Origin of the sequence: Marinomonas primoryensis, assembly GCF_013372285.1 — a bacterium.
Taxonomy (GTDB): domain Bacteria; phylum Pseudomonadota; class Gammaproteobacteria; order Pseudomonadales; family Marinomonadaceae; genus Marinomonas; species Marinomonas primoryensis.
Genome location: NZ_CP054301.1, coordinates 3,083,498 through 3,099,127, shown reverse-complemented (window position 1 = coordinate 3,099,127; position 15,630 = coordinate 3,083,498). Strand labels below are relative to the sequence as shown.

Genomic DNA, 15,630 nt, shown 5'->3' with positions numbered 1-15,630 from the left:
TCGCTTTTTTATTGCCTTGTTAAAGCGCGTAAAGACTAAAGTGCTTTTGAGAAAATTTTAGAATTACGTTGATAATTGTACAGTGCTTGTTTTTGTGTTGGTAAGCTTGCCAGTGTTGTTTCGCTAAAGCCACGTTCAATAAACCAATGAGCTGTTCGAGTGGTTAACAAGAAAAGTGTATTGAGCTTCTGGTATTTTGCGGCTTGTTCAATGCCTTTTAGTAAGCGCTCTCCACGGTTTGATCCTCTATAATCGGGCGACACCGCCAAGCACGCCAGTTCTCCTGAGTACTCTTGCTCAAATGGATAAAGGGCTGCGCAAGCGACAATGGCGCCATCGCGTTCGATAACAATAAAACGATCAACTTCATTTTCTAGTAGTTCACGAGATCGCCTTACTAATACTCCTTTTTCTTCCAGTGGCGTTAACAAGGCCATCATGCCGCCGACGTCATCGATATGCGCAGCACGTAATTGCTCATAGCTGTCTTCGTCTATCATGGTGCCTGAGCCTTCTCGAGTGAAGAGCTCTCTCAGTAAACCACCATTCTCATTATAAGAAATCAAATGCGCTCTGGGCACGCCTTTGCGAACAGCTTGAACGCAGGCGTCTAATGCCGCGTGGGTAATACTTGGCAATGATTTTTCTTTCAAAATGACGTCGGCGTCTTTTGTTAACAGCTCAGAGTACAGTTCGCCGTTGCTTTTAAACACACCTTCTTCTTCAGAGTAGATAATCAACTTATCAGCTTTAAGCTGAATCGCTGCTTGGATGGCGACATCCTCGCTTTTTAAGTTGAATACTTCTCCGGTCGGTGAAAAACCAAGGTGCGGCAATAGCACCATATTGTCGTCTTCCAGCAGGCGGAAAATCGCTTCAGTATCGATGCGGCGCACCTCTCCTGTATGACCATAATCGATGCCATCAACCACACCTAACGGCCTAGCGATGACATAATTACCGCTGCAGACTTTTAATCGAGCGCCGTCCATTGGCGTATTTGAAAGCCCCATGGACAACTGAGCTTCAAGCTGAACACGCACCGCGGCAGAAGCTTGGATAATGTCCAACAGTTGATCTTGTGGCGTCACTCGATAATCGTCCTCTACACGGCTCGGTAAGTGTCGGTTTGACAATATTCTGCTTATTTGTGGACGCGCACCTTGAACTAAGACCAAACGAATTCCTAAGGAATCCAATAAGGCGAGATCATGAATGATGCTTGAAAAATGAGCACATTCAACCGCCTCTCCCGGTATCAAGATAACAAAAGTTTTCCCCCTATGGGCATTAATATAAGGGGAAGAATGGCGGAACCAGTCCACATAATTAAGTTCTTCAGGCACGCTGTTCCTCATTTTCTTGCTTATTAGGTTGAAGGCAAAAGCGCTCGATTAAACCGCGTATTACCTGTTGCATAGGTTGAATCTGATCCAACGCCATGAATTCGTTTGGTTGGTGAGCTTGGTCAATAGACCCTGGCCCTAGTATTAAAGTTTCCATTCCCATTTGGTTTAGGAAAGAACCTTCTGTTGCAAACGCCACTGTACTGGCTTGACGTTTTGTTAAGGCTTCACAGGCTTTTATGATATCCGATTCGATCGGCGTATAAAAAGACGGAACATCAGGAAATAAGCTATTTAACTGTATTTTCGTGCCTGTTTTTTCTTCTATACGAGGTAATAGTTGAGCAATTTCCGCCATTAATGCTTGGTTACTCATGCCGGGTAGCGCTCTTAAGTCAAATTCCAGTTCACAACGGCCGCAAATTCGGTTGGGGTTGTCGCCGCCGTGAAGGCAACCGAAGTTCATGGTGGGGTAATCGATGACAAAACTGGCGTCGCGATAGTCTTTTTTGAGCTGCTGACGAAATATCATGAGTTCAGACATCACCTCATGCATGGCATCCAATGCGTTGTTTCCTAAAGAGGGATTAGAAGAATGCCCCGCTTGCCCTGTTATTTGGATGCGTTCCATCATAATGCCTTTGTGGGCATAAATGGGTGTTAATGAGGTGGGTTCGCCGATCAAGGCGTATCTCGCCTTTAACGAACCTCGTTCTACTAGAGCGCGAGCACCAGACATTGAGCTTTCTTCGTCAGCGGTCGCCAAAATAATAAGCGGCTGTTTGAGGTTAGAAAGCTGCATTGCTTGTACCGTATCTAACACAATAGCGAAAAAGCCTTTCATGTCACAGCTGCCAAGGCCATACAGTTTTTGGTCTCTTTCTTCTAATGAAAAAGGGTCAGACTGCCAGCGGCCTTCATCATAGGGAACCGTATCGGTATGCCCAGCAAGCACCAAACCACCATCGCCACTGCCGAGTGTGGCTATCAAGTTGAACTTATCAGGCTGGTGTGGCAATGGCATGATTTCACACTGGAAACCTTGCGAGCTTAACCAGCTTTCAAGCAATTGAATCACGCCTTTATTTGACTGATCCCAGTGTGCTTGACTACAACTGATAGATGGCGACGCAATAAGTTGCGACATCATACTAATAAGAGAGGGAAGTGCGGGCATAATGATGCTCCTTGTAGTTATTGTCTAATATTACTACCGTAAGCTAGGCATCTGGTACACTTCTGCGCACATTATTTTTCTTTGTTGTTTATTCAACGGCAAGGTTGTTGAGGTTTTTATATTATGGCTACCGAGCTAGAACTTAAGTTAATGGTTCAGTCTGAGTATCTCAAGTCCGCAAGTGACTTTCTTGATGGGATTTGTAGGCTTTCTGATACGGATGGGCAATCCCGTCAGCCAACTCTGACGTTAATGAACGCGTACTTTGATACCGAAGAGGCGAGTTTAATGCAAGCCGGAATGGCGCTGCGTATTCGTGCCGTTAATGATCAATTTATCCAGACAGTAAAAACCCGCGGGAGTAGTCGTGTTGGTATGCATGCTCGTGGGGAGTGGGAGTGGTTTTTGCCTAATGATCAGTTGGATTTATCCTTATTAAAAGAGGTTCCACTACCAGAATCATTACAAAATATGTCATGGGGCAGTAAGCTGATTGAGGTTTACCGAACGGATTTTGAACGACAAGTGTGGAATATTGTTGCTTCAGAAACCAAGATGGAAGTGGTGTGCGACCAAGGGCTGGTGACGTCGCCTTATGGTGAGGACTCGATTTGTGAGTTGGAACTAGAGTTAAAAGACGGTAGTGAAGTGGGGTTGTATGATTTTGCTTTGCAATTAGCCGAGCATGTTCCAGTGCAGGTTAGTATTGTCTCAAAAGCTCAAAAGGGCGTTCGATTGAAATATGGACAAATCGAATTCCCTAAAAAGCCACTCAATACAACGAATGAAATAGAATTAGCCGCGTATTGGTTTGAAATGTGGCTAGTGTATTGGGAAGCGATGTATTTCATGAAAGATGAGGCACTGATGCAGCCATTGCGTCATTCGATGTCTCAGTTGAAAGTGTGTTTACCAAGAGAAATGGCTCATATACTCGATTCTTTAGATAACGAATTAGAGCAGCGCTTACTGGAAGAAGAGTCATTGCTGTTGGGGTCGTTAGCCGGTATGAAATCCGTTGGTTTGGCGATGCTACGGGTTGGGCAATGGTTAAATAGACAGGCGTTTTAGCTTTTTCGTATTGAATAAACAGTTTTGTTCGAAAAATAAGCAGATATTTTTTTGTAAAGGAAGGCTTCTTTGACACCACCGAATTTGAATCCAAACTACACACTTTTCTGTGAACAATCTAAGCAACGTTCTTTGTTATTAGAGCAAGTGCAAGAGGCCAGACAAAGACAAAGCCTTGATCGGCTACATAAAGATCAAATTGCCCAATTAGAGCCATTGTGGGTGTTAAGTGATTATTTACATCATCAATTCATGCGTTTTCCGCATTGGTTAGATGATGTATTGGTGCTGGACCGTTTGCCTGAGCGACCGTCTAAAGAGGCATTAATGTCAGGTGAGGCGCTTTTCTCTTATGAATCGGCAGCGTGCCCAAATATACCTCAAGAGCATCTGGACGAAGTCAGTTTTGTGAAGCGCCTGCGTTTGTATCGACAGTGGTGGATGGTTCGCCTGATTGCTTTAGATATTCAACAACGCCTTTCATTGCACGAGCTGACGCATCGTTTGAGCGGATTAGCCGATGCTTGTGTTAATGCGAGTCTAGGTTGGTCAGAGCAACAGTATCTTTCCTTGTATGGTCAGGCGTTGGATTGTAATGGTCTTCCTCAGTCGATGATTGTGATTGGAATGGGAAAGTTGGGAGGAAATGAGCTTAACCTATCGTCCGATATCGATTTGATCTTCGCTTTTCGAGACCATGGTGATACGCAAGGTGGTAAAAAAAGTCTGTCCAATCAGGAATATTTCACAAAATTAGGTCAAAAACTGATTCAGCATTTAGATCAAGTGACCGCCGATGGATTTGTCTTTCGCGTAGACATGCGTTTACGGCCTTTCGGTCAATCTGGCGCTTTAGTGTTGAACATGGATTCACTCGAAAATTACTATCAAGATCAAGGCCGAGACTGGGAGCGATACGCCATGATCAAGGCGCGAGTCATGTCGGGTAATGCGTTGGATATTCGTGAATTTGAAGCCTTGCGCAAGCCCTTTGTCTACCGTAAGTACCTGGACTTTGGAGCGATAGGCGCGCTACGTGACCTTAAGCAGATGATCGCCAAAGAGGTTCGTCGTAAAGACATAGAACATAATATTAAGCTGGGCGAAGGGGGGATTCGTGAAGTAGAGTTTATCGCTCAAGCATTGCAGATATTGCATGGCGGTCGAGATCAAGGCTTGCAGACACCGGCTCTATTGAAGGTGTTGCCTTATCTTGTTAAGCAAGATTATTTATCTGCCCAAAAGGTCGATGAATTACGTGAAGCCTATTTATTATTACGACGAACGGAACATGCTCTGCAAGCCGTAAACGATGAGCAAACCCAGTTATTACCAAAAGATGAAATGTCGCGTACACGCATTGCCTTGATAGTTGGTTTTGCTTCTTGGCAGGAATTGGATACGCGTTTGTGGGAAGTGCGTAAAAACGTGCATCGCTCTTTCGTGGCATTAATTGATGATGGCGAAGAGAGTAGTGAAGAAGTAGACAGCCAGAAAACATGGCGGCTGCTGATCAAGCGACCAGAAGATAGAGAAGCAATACTGGACGCAATTGAATTGATTGCTTGGCAAGATAAAGAGGCGAGCATTACGCGCATCACTCAATTGCTTAGCTCGCGTAACGTGGTCTTTATGCAACCGATAGGACAAGAACGTCTAGCAGTTTTCTTGGCCGCACTCATGTTTAAACTGACTGAGGAAGCGAATCCAGATTTAGTGCTAGAGCGAGTGTTTCCTATTTTGGAAGCGGTGCTGCGCCGCACTGCGTATCTAGTTTTATTGTGTGAAAACCACACCGCATTGATGCATCTTATTCGCTTATGTCGGGAAAGTGTGTGGTTTACTGAGGCAATTTCAACAACACCCGCTTTACTAGACGAATTATTGGATGCCAATACGTTATTCTCTCCGCCAGACAAAGGCATGCTGGTGGAAGAACTTCAGCAAATGCTATTGCGTTTACCGGAAGACGACGAAGAAGCGCAAATGGACGCCATGCGCCGTTTTCGACGTTCTATTATTTTACGTATTGCAGCGTGTGACATCACTGAGATATTGCCGGTGATGAAAGTGAGTGATCACTTAACTTGGTTGGCCGAAGTATTATTAGAGCAAGTACTTCAACAGTCTTGGCACTATTTGACCAAAAAACATGGCTTTCCAGTGAGTCAAGGAGAAGCCGCTCATACTCCTCAATTGGCCATTATTGGCTATGGGAAGTCAGGTGGTTGGGAATTGGGTTATGATTCCGATTTGGATTTAGTGTTTATCCATGATGCGCAGGCGTCAGGTAGTACGGATGGCAATCGTAGTATCGATAATTTAACTTTTTATACACGTCTTGGTCAGCGTTTGATCCATATGATTACCAGCTTTACGGCAGTTGGTCGTTTGTATGAAGTGGACATGCGTCTTCGGCCTTCTGGGAACTCCGGTTTGTTGGTGTCCAGTCTAGATGCTTTTAAGGATTATCAGCAAAAAGAAGCGTGGGTTTGGGAGCATCAAGCACTGACTCGTGCGCGAGGTTTGGCTGGCGAGCCCAACTTGCTTGCTAAATTTGAAGATTGCCGTAAGGCGATTCTTGCTTCGGTTCGCGATCGTAAAGTATTAAAGGCTGAAGTCATCAAAATGCGCGAAAAAATGCGTGCTCACCTTGATACCGGCGGTAAAGAAAAAGGTTTCGATCTAAAGCAAGGCGCTGGTGGCATCATAGATATTGAGTTTATGGTGCAATACTTTGTGTTAGCGTGGTCATACAAATACCCAGAGTTAATGCGCTTTTCAGATAATGTTCGCCAATTAGAGGCTGTTGCTTTTGTCGGTTTGCTCGACGCGGATCAGGCAGAAAAAATGATCGATAATTACACTCTGTATCGGTCTCGTACGCACCGATTGAGCTTGCAGCAGCAAGGTCGCGTGATTCAAGACGATGCATTAGTCGATAGTCAGATCTTAGTGAGCCAATACTGGGACCGCTTTGTAATGACTGATGATATCAAAACGTAGATCTAAGCGTAAAAAAAGGTGTTCGTAAATTGATCAAAGTGCGTCTATACTTAATGTAATTGATGCTTTTTGGCATTGAGCGATTTTTCGAAAACTATATTGTTAAGTTCATGATAGTGAATAAATAGGGGGAAAAATGCCTAGTATCAATGGTATGAGTAGTCCTGCAATGGATTATGCAAGTGAAGCCTACAGTGCGAGCTTAGCGAAAGTAGCTCAGCAACAAAAAGCTGATCAGGACCTTGCGTTGTTAGAAGAAGCAACCAAAAATGTGACACCGGCTGCGAGCAGCGGATCACATACAACAACGGATAATCTTGGTCAAAATATCAATATTAACGTTTGATGTAAGTTACTATTGCGCATAGTTTGTAACAAAAAAAGCCCAGCAGAATCCTATTCTGCTGGGCTTTTTTATATTTTAAACGTTAGTCAGTGTGTTTGTTGGTCGTCTCGATATAACGGCTGTCTTCATCTGGCAATGGCTCATTATCAATGACTGATTCGAAGGCTTTTAAACGTTTGTAAATGGAGAGTAGTTCTACGATAGTGGTCCAAGAGTTGATCAAGTATTGAAAGGAGTTCTCTACCTGATTAAAGGCGTTTAATACTCGTTGCATTACACCTAATGTAAAGGCACCAGCAACAATGGATGGGGCTAATACAATTAAAGGGACGAATTGACCAACATTCAAATAGCCATAACGAACCACATTGAAATACAGATAATTAGTGTATAAGCGGAAGTAGTTTTTACGCACGTTAGCAAACAGCTCGTCAAGAGTGATGGGAGTTGCACGATCTACATGATCTTCCCCGTATACTAATTCCTTTCGGTAAGCGGCTTCGACACGCTGATTTTTAAACTCTAATCCAGGCAGCTTTATACCAGCTAATGCGAGTAGTAATGTGCCGATAATTGACCAAACGATGGCGGTAAACACCAAGGCTTGAGGTACTTCACCAATCAGAGGAAGTTCCTTTACGTAGCCAGAAAGCCCCCACAAAATAGGGAGAAAGGCAATCAGAGTCATGACGGATCTTAGTAGACTGACACCTAAGCCTTCGACAATTGAAGCGAATCGCATGGTGTCTTCTTGGATACGTTGTGATGCACCTTCTATGTGTCGAACTTGATCCCACTTTGATGTGTAATAGCTCGTCATTGCTGTGCGCCAGCGGAAAACATAGTGGCTGATGAAAAAATTACTAAGAACAGATACTGTGATTGCGACCATGATGATGACAGCTACAGTGGATAATTGAGCGTAATAGCTCGACAGTGGAATACTGTTTGGCTCCGCTAACGCCTTTTGAATGAGATCATAGAAGGTGCCATACCACTCATTAAGCATGACGCTTACTTGCACTTGAAACCATGTAATGAAGACAATGAGCGCCGACCCTAGTACCGACCATTTAGCCCATTTTTGTCCGCCGTAAGCGATCCAAGCGCTGACGAAAATGAGGTAACAAAGTATCATGTACTGGTATAGCCAAATATTTAATGCTGTTTTTTGTGCGCTTTGAAAAGCAGCTTGAGCGGCAGCATCCGCACCTTCAGCTAAAGCTTCAGGAAAATAAATGCCGAATAGTGAACCTAAACTTAAACTGGCGCCAAAGTCTTGGACAATGAAATACCAACCAAGGACACAGGCTAGCGCCCATAAGACAAAGCTGAGAAAGAAGAGCTTAGGGTTTGGAAAGAAGGATTGAAACACAGTTTAGTTTCTCTACATTAATTGAGTGGTTTATAAGTCATTGATGTACCCTGACTTAATAAATGTCGGTGAGGCAGCTTAAACCAGTCATGAGATAAGCACAATCAAACAGATTTTAAGGAAACAGTAAAAAAAGCGATAATCATCATGATAGTAGGCGATTTTTCAACATTACATAGGACTACTCTGCAGCATCATGAAAAAGGAGTCTTACATGAGTCAAATAGAAGTCTATTTAATCCGTGCTTTTTCCATTTCGGGTCAGGGGGGGAATCTGGCTGGGGTGGTTTTAGACGCTGATAAGTTAACGGATCAGCAAAAGCAATCTATTGCAAAAGCCGTTGGTGTTTCAGAAACGGCCTTTATTAGTCAGAGTACCGTGGCGGACTATTCAATTTCTTTTTTTACTCCGACGATGGAGGTCGATTTTTGTGGCCATGCTACGTTAAGTGCTTTTTGGTTACTGCATCATTTACAGCTCATACCTGCTGGAGAATACCAGCAGGAAACGAAAGCGGGTATTTTGCCAGTAGAAGTACTGCTAAATGGTGATATTTTGATGTGCCAGAGCCTTCCTATTTGGTTCTCTGAGTTTAACGCAGAAGAGATTGCTCCCATGTTGGGGATTCAGCCATCACTTATTATTCAGTCAGCACTGCCGATTCAAGCAATTTCAACAGGGTTGATGGATGTACTGATACCGGTTCCCTATGGTGTTTTGGATTGTTTAGATATTGATAGCGATGCGATAACGCGTTTCTGTCAGCAGCATCATTGTGTTGGTTTTCATGTGTTTGAAATGAATCTGCCAGAAGCACCTTATACCGCAAGTTGTCGAAATTTTGCGCCTGCGGTTGGTATTACTGAAGAATCTGCTACTGGAAGCTCGAGCGGTGCGTTGGCTTGTTATTTGAATCAGTACTTTGGTTATCATCACGCGGTGTTTGAGCAAGGCAGTGCTATGCAGATGTCATCACGTATAGTGACGCAATTATCTCTGAGTAATGGTGAACTGACGCGGGTTCAGGTCGGGGGTGAGGGGGTGTTTTATAGAAAAATTACGATTGAAACGTGATCGAAGTATAAAAAAATCGGGCCGTGGCCCGATTTTTATTATTTTACTGTGCGCTGATATACTTAAGCTGCTTTGTTATTTGCAATCACTGTTGCAATCGCTTTATCAAGACGAGCAAGACCATCAGCAATATCTTTTTCTGTAATAATAAGCGACGGAGCCAAACGTAAAACATTTGGGCCTGCAACTAGTACAAATAAGCCTTCTGCAGCCGATGCTTTGACAATTTCACCCGCTTTGCCAGCCAAACTGTCAATAACTTCTGCGCCGATTAAAAGTCCCATGCCACGAATGTCTTTAAAGACATGGTATTTTTCATTGATGGCTTTTAGACCTTCAACAAATAGATCATGGCGTTTAGCAACACCCGCTAGTACTTCCGGAGTGTCGATGATATCAATAACGGCTTCTGCAATGGAGCAAGCCATTGGGTTACCGCCATAGGTGCTGCCGTGTGTACCGAAAGCCAAACTTTTTGCTGCTTTTTCTGTCGCAAGCATCGCGCCAACCGGGAAGCCATTACCTAACGCTTTCGCTGTGGTTAATACGTCAGGAGTGACTCCTAATTGTTCGTAGGCGTATAAAGTACCAGTACGGCCAACACCAGATTGCACTTCATCATAAACAAGCAGAGCGTTGTATTTATCGCATAACTCTCGGACTTGTTTAGCAAACGCTTTGTCTGCTGGGATAATGCCGCCTTCCCCTTGAATAGGTTCCATGACAACCGCACAGGTTTTATCTGAAATCAGAGATTTCAGCTGTTCGATATCATTGTAGTCACAATGCTTAATACCACCTGGAGTCGGTTCAAAACCTTCCTTGTATTTAGCTTGTCCACCCACAGAAACGGTGAACAATGTGCGACCGTGGAACGACTTATTAAAGGCAATGATTTCGTGTTTTTCTGGACCAAAGTGATCAAACGCGTAACGTCGAGCGAGCTTGAAAGCCGCTTCGTTGGCTTCTGCTCCACTGTTTGCAAAGAAGACACGATCAGCAAAGGTTTTCTCTGTTAACTTTTTCGCAAGTCGTAGTGCTGGCTCGTTTGTCATGACATTGGATAAATGCCAGATTTTTCCAGCTTGCTCGCGCATGACGTTGACTAAAGTAGGGTTGGAATGACCCAATGCAGTAACAGCAATGCCGCCTGCAAAATCAATATATTCTTTGCCTTCTGTGTCCCATACACGAGAGCCTTCACCACGCACAGGGATGATTGCTGACGGCGCGTAGTTAGGCACCATTACGTCATCAAAGGTTGCTCTCGTTACTTGTTGTGTCACTTTCCTATCCATCTTAAAAAAAGACCTCTTAAAAATAGGTGGCCGAAGCGACGGCCACCTTTGATTTATATCAGATTTCTCAACTCACGAATAGCGACAGTGACCATGGCAAGCGTTAACTCGCTTTCGGCTTTTATTTCACTAAAAGACGTACGGTAATGCTTGATACTGTCGCTGTTCGACTCGCGCCAATGAGTTAAACGTTGATCCAGTTTTTTGATATCCGGACTGGATTGAATAACCTCTTGAGTGAGGGTTCTTAAACTATTATCTACTTCGTCACCTAACCCTGCTTTTGCACGTCGTTGCCACATGTCATCCGCAGATAACTCACTGGCTTTATGACGTAACCAATGCAGTTCTAAGTCCATTTCAAGGGCAAAGTAAGTTTGGGCGACATCTAAGACTTCTGTTTCTGTATTTGCTGCAACACGAATAATATCTAATCCGTAGAACAGGTAAGGTAGAGATGAGAGTCTATCTGCAACGTCTGCAGGAATGTTTTGAGCAACAAGTTCCGCTGCAATATCAGCCAAATGTGCTTGGCTGGGTTCCGTTAAGATTGCCTGCATATTGGCTCGAATAATATCAACACCCGGCTTATAAGTGTCTTTCAAACGCTGGATTGATAGGCTTTCGCGCGTGTTTCTTAATAACCAAAGCGTCGCGCGCTCAAGCAAACCTTGAACTCGAATCAGTAAGCCATTCAATATGTCGTTTGAAACAGTAAAGTCTAGGCCATTGATGGCATCCCACAGTGTTGGAATACCAAAAATGTCTTCTGCAGCCATGTACGCACGTACTACGTTCAAAGAAGACGCGCCGGTCTCTTCTTGCATATAGGTGCTGAAGGTTGGTCCCATTCGGTTACCTAGGTTGTTTGTCACATGCCCCGCGATGATTTCTTGAATCAACGGGTGTGACGCCATTTGGCCGCCAAAGTGTTTCGTCAACTGTGTTGGGAAGTATTCGTTAATTTGAGTTGTCAAATCAACGTCTTCACCAATACCATCTTCTACTAGCTGCTCAGACAATTTGATTTTTGAGTAGGCTAATAGAACTGAAATTTCAGGACGAGCTAGACCTTGTCCTTTGTTCAATCGTCTTTTTATTTGGGTATCGCTTGGTAGATATTCAATTTCACGATTTAGGCGACCCTCTCTTACTAGCGACTGAATTAAGCGCCAGTGATCGGCCAAACGTTCAGGTGCTTGAGCATTTGCTAAGGATAAAACATGGCTCTGACCACGGTTATGGCGTAATACAAGGCCACCGACTTCGTCCGTCATTTCCGCCAGTAAACTGTTACGTTGCTTCTCGGTCAAGTCACCATTTTCAACCACACGATTTAATAGGATCTTGATGTTTACTTCGTGGTCTGAGCTGTCTACGCCAGCAGAGTTATCGATGGCGTCAGTACTGATTAAGCCACCTTTTTGAGCAAATTCAATACGACCTAGTTGTGTTAACCCTAGGTTGCCGCCTTCGCCAACAATTTTACAACGTAGCTCTTTTCCGTTTACGCGCAGCCCATTGTTTGCACTATCGCCAGCATCAGCATGAGATTCACCCTCAGACTTCACGTAAGTGCCGATACCACCATTCCAAAGAAGGTCGACGGGTGCTTTCAAGATAGCGTTTATCAAATCGATTGGTGGCATCGACTTAATGTTGCCTTCGATGCCCAGTGCCTTACGAATGTCAGCGTTCACTGGAATCGATTTCGCTGAGCGATTAAAAATACCACCGCCTTTTGAAATAAGGTCTTTGTTGTAATCTTCCCATGATGAGCGAGGCAATTTGAACATGCGTTCGCGTTCAACAAAAGAAGTCGCAGCGTCAGGTGTTGGGTCAATGAAGATATGCATGTGGTTAAAGGCCGCAATCAAACACGTATGTTTAGATAACAGCATGCCGTTACCAAATACGTCACCTGCCATGTCACCGACGCCAACCGCTGAGAAATCGGTTGTTTGACAGTCAATGCCAATTTCTTTGAATTGACGTTTGACAGATTCCCAAGCCCCGCGGGCCGTGATGCCCATTTTTTTATGGTCGTAACCATTAGAACCACCAGAAGCGAAGGCGTCGCCTAACCAGAAGCCGTATTTCGCAGAAATGCTGTTGGCCAAGTCAGAAAAGGTTGCCGTCCCTTTATCTGCAGCCACAACCAAATAAGGATCATCTTCGTCGTATCTAAGAACGGATAGCGGTGGAACTACTGCGTTTTGTACTAGGTTATCGGTAATGTCTAGCAAGCCACTAATAAACGTGGTGTAACAACGAATTACCTCAGCTTGCACTTCTTCACGAGACGCATTCTTTTTCAATTGTTTCGCGACGAAGCCGCCTTTTGCTCCAGAGGGAACAATAACCGCGTTTTTGACCATTTGCGCTTTTACTAGGCCAAGGACTTCGGTACGGAAATCTTCCATGCGATCTGACCAGCGAAGTCCACCGCGAGCGACCTTGCCGCCGCGCATATGAATGCCTTCGACCCAAGGGGCGTAAACGAACACTTCAAATTTCAGTCTTGGCAATGGCACAGCTGGGATTAATGAAGGGTCAAGTTTGAAAGACACATAGTCTTTGACTTCACCTTCGACTCCAGCTTGATAGAAGTTTGTTCGCAGCATCGCCTGAATCACAGATAAATAGTGTTTCAGGATACGGTCTTCGTCTAAATTGGCGACTTGATCCAACTCTGCCGCTATTTTGTCTAGTATTTTTTGTACTTTTTCACCGCGTTTTGTTTCTTGGCTAGGATCAAAACGTTGCTCGAATAGCTGTACCAGTAGACGGGCAATGCCTGCGTTTTTCTCAAGCGTTTGCTGCATGTATTGCAAAGAGAACGGCACTTGTAATTGCATCAAGTACTTAGTCAATGCACGTAGCATGGTCACTTGACGCCATGTTAGTGAGGCACTTAATACCAAGGCGTTAAAACGATCATTTTCGACGCGACGGCTGAAGACCTGATTGAAAGCATCTTGGAACGCTTCGCGCTGAGAGTTTTTTTCAAGGTTAACGTCTGCATCCACACTGATGGCAAATTCAACCACCCAGCTGCTTGCGGAGTCATTACCATTTTGATCCAATTCATAGGGGCGAGCTTCTAATACTCTTAGTCCCATACATTCCAAAATAGGCAATACGTCAGACAAAATAAGTGTCGTACCAGCACCATATACTTTGAAGAAGTAATTGTTTTTTGTTTGCCCAACTTGGCGATAAATATGCGTCGAAATATCGCCTTCATCACCTAACTGACCTAAGCGTTCAATGTCTAACACGGCCGCATTGGGTGAGAAGTCTTCTCGGTAAGCCGCTGGCAAATAAGGGACATAATCATTAAATAAAATGTTGCCGCTTTCTTCGCCGTGGCTTTTATGGAGAGCGTTTAGTAATTTGTCTTCCCATGAACTCATTGCATCTTGCATCTTACGCTGAATGTCTTCTGCGTCGATGGTTGGGCTTTGTTTAGGATCTGCAATTTGAATGGTGAAGTTGACTCGGGCTAAAACAAGTTGCGAGAACTGAACATTGAATTCAGAGCTAGTACCGTTGCAAGCGCTCATTAAGATTTCTTGCATCTTCATACGCAGTTCTGTGTTGTAACGATCTCGTGGCACGTAAACCAATGCATTTAGGAATCGCCCATAGATGTCTTTACGAAGGAAAACACGTAGTTGACGGCGTTCTTGAATGGCTAGAATGCTTTCAATTGTCCCAAAAAGCTCTTCTACCGGCGCTTGTAACATCTCATCACGAGGGTAACTGTTTAAAATATGCTTAAGGTTTTTGCCTTTGTGGCTGTTCGGATCCACATTCGCTTTTTGGACGATGACATCTAATTTTTTTCGCAATAACGGGATGTCTTGCAAGCGAGCAATGTAGGCGGCAGACGAGTACAAGCCAAAGAAGCGCCATTCGCCAATCACATTGCCTGTTTTATCGAAGCGTTTAATGCCTAGGTAATCAAGGTGAACTGGGCGATGGACGGTAGAAATAGCCGTCGACTTAGTTAAAATTAGAATATTACTGCTGTCTATCGCGAGTTTGGCAAGATTGTCGTGTAAAACAATGTCACGTTTTACTTTTTTGTCATTAATGTCACGGAAGGTTCCTAGACCAGAACCATCGACTAATTTGAGATGCGTTTCGTTGCCTTCAATAGAAAGGTCATAGGCGCGAAAGCCAATAAAGGTAAAGTGATCATTAGCTACCCAGTGTAAGAAATCCAGAATTTCTTGGTGTTCTTCATTGCCTTTCAAATGGGCTAGCTGCTCTGACTCGCTAATTATTTCACTTAATCTTGTTTTCATTTTTGGCCAATCGGCCACGGTTTTATTTACATCGACTAGGCTTTTAAGAAGTTCTTCTTTAATGTCGTCAAGTAAGTTGATGTCAGATAAGCGATCTATTTCAAATCGCATTAACGCTTCTTGTGACTTAGAAGCTGGGTTGATGCTTTGAAGCTCACCTTTTTTGTTACGCTGTGCAGGAACAACAGGGTGAGCTGTCATGTGAATGGTATGACCAAGACGAACAAGCGCCATGCTAAAAGACGATACGAGGAAAGGCATATCATCCGTTAGAATTTCGATTACGGTATGGGTGGATTGCCAGCTATGTTCTTCGTAGTTTGGATTGTACACACGAATTTTTGGCTGGTTTGTTGGGCGTTGTTGCAAAAAGTCCCATAGGCAAATGATTGTGCCATATAGGTTCTCGATGGATTCGCTAACTAAGTCTTCCGTTAGAGAGTCCTGGAAGTAAAGGTGCGCAAGTTGAATCAAATCATTTGCTTCGGCGGCGTTAAAGTTTCCGTTTATTTCTACTTCAACGCGTTCAATTAATTCGTTTTTTTTGTAATCAGTCATTAGAACTCATCCCTCATGAGTGGTGTTCTTAATAAAACTAGCTGTAAATGCAATTTTTCGAAAGT

General features: G+C 43.9%; 9 protein-coding genes. 4 read left to right on the top strand and 5 right to left on the bottom strand.

Going from position 1 to position 15,630, the window contains the following annotated elements:
- Window positions 1–35: 35 nt before the first annotated feature.
- Window positions 36–1,358, bottom strand: coding sequence for an amino-acid N-acetyltransferase (gene argA, locus MP3633_RS14375; RefSeq protein ID WP_176336054.1), 1,323 nt, complete (start codon window positions 1,356–1,358; stop codon window positions 36–38).
- On the bottom strand, window positions 1,339–2,523 hold the full coding sequence (gene argE / locus MP3633_RS14370; RefSeq protein WP_112140736.1) for an acetylornithine deacetylase: 1,185 nt from the start codon (window positions 2,521–2,523) through the stop codon (window positions 1,339–1,341). Before argE ends, argA begins: the two co-directional genes overlap by 20 nt.
- Before the next feature lie 123 nt (window positions 2,524–2,646).
- On the opposite strand from argE, the gene MP3633_RS14365 reads away from it, so the two are divergent.
- The 3 genes from MP3633_RS14365 to MP3633_RS14355 all read left to right on the top strand — a co-directional run bounded on the left by MP3633_RS14365 (window position 2,647) and on the right by MP3633_RS14355 (window position 6,946).
- Window positions 2,647–3,594: a CYTH domain-containing protein gene (locus MP3633_RS14365; protein WP_176336053.1), complete on the top strand. Its 948-nt coding sequence runs from the start codon at window positions 2,647–2,649 to the stop codon at window positions 3,592–3,594.
- A gap of 69 nt (window positions 3,595–3,663) precedes the next feature.
- The gene (gene glnE, locus MP3633_RS14360) at window positions 3,664–6,600 is read left to right on the top strand and encodes a bifunctional [glutamate--ammonia ligase]-adenylyl-L-tyrosine phosphorylase/[glutamate--ammonia-ligase] adenylyltransferase (RefSeq protein ID WP_176336052.1); all 2,937 of its coding nucleotides are present in this window, start codon (window positions 3,664–3,666) and stop codon (window positions 6,598–6,600) included.
- Window positions 6,601–6,736: 136 nt separating this feature from the next.
- Complete coding sequence (locus MP3633_RS14355) at window positions 6,737–6,946, top strand: hypothetical protein (protein WP_112140730.1); 210 nt, start codon at window positions 6,737–6,739, stop codon at window positions 6,944–6,946.
- A gap of 82 nt (window positions 6,947–7,028) precedes the next feature.
- On the opposite strand, the gene sbmA is transcribed toward MP3633_RS14355, so the two are convergent.
- Window positions 7,029–8,321 (bottom strand): peptide antibiotic transporter SbmA, encoded by a 1,293-nt coding sequence (gene sbmA / locus MP3633_RS14350; protein WP_176336051.1) that lies wholly within the window; start codon window positions 8,319–8,321, stop codon window positions 7,029–7,031.
- Window positions 8,322–8,535: 214 nt separating this feature from the next.
- Here sbmA and MP3633_RS14345 point away from each other — a divergent pair, with 214 nt between their 5' ends.
- A complete protein-coding gene (locus tag MP3633_RS14345; protein WP_176336050.1) occupies window positions 8,536–9,396 on the top strand; it encodes a PhzF family phenazine biosynthesis protein in 861 nt (286 codons plus the stop codon).
- 62 nt (window positions 9,397–9,458) lie between these two features.
- Here MP3633_RS14345 and MP3633_RS14340 read toward each other — a convergent pair whose 3' ends face one another.
- Together MP3633_RS14340 and MP3633_RS14335 are read right to left on the bottom strand one after the other, a co-directional pair.
- Window positions 9,459–10,694, bottom strand: a complete 1,236-nt coding sequence (locus MP3633_RS14340) for an aspartate aminotransferase family protein (RefSeq protein WP_112140725.1) — start codon at window positions 10,692–10,694, stop codon at window positions 9,459–9,461.
- 53 nt (window positions 10,695–10,747) lie between these two features.
- A complete protein-coding gene (locus MP3633_RS14335; protein ID WP_176336048.1) occupies window positions 10,748–15,565 on the bottom strand; it encodes an NAD-glutamate dehydrogenase in 4,818 nt (1,605 codons plus the stop codon).
- Window positions 15,566–15,630: the final 65 nt, after the last annotated feature.

Bases quoted from the DNA above. Each gene is read 5' to 3' on its own strand.
- MP3633_RS14340 (WP_112140725.1), bottom strand. From the start codon at position 10,694: ATGGATAGGAAAGTGACACAACAAGTAACGAGAGCAACCTTTGATGAC.
- MP3633_RS14335 (WP_176336048.1), bottom strand. From the start codon at position 15,565: ATGACTGATTACAAAAAAAACGAATTAATTGAACGCGTTGAAGTAGAA.
- MP3633_RS14365 (WP_176336053.1), top strand. From the start codon at position 2,647: ATGGCTACCGAGCTAGAACTTAAGTTAATGGTTCAGTCTGAGTATCTC.
- argE (WP_112140736.1), bottom strand. From the start codon at position 2,523: ATGCCCGCACTTCCCTCTCTTATTAGTATGATGTCGCAACTTATTGCG.
- argA (WP_176336054.1), bottom strand. From the start codon at position 1,358: ATGAGGAACAGCGTGCCTGAAGAACTTAATTATGTGGACTGGTTCCGC.
- MP3633_RS14345 (WP_176336050.1), top strand. From the start codon at position 8,536: ATGAGTCAAATAGAAGTCTATTTAATCCGTGCTTTTTCCATTTCGGGT.
- MP3633_RS14355 (WP_112140730.1), top strand. From the start codon at position 6,737: ATGCCTAGTATCAATGGTATGAGTAGTCCTGCAATGGATTATGCAAGT.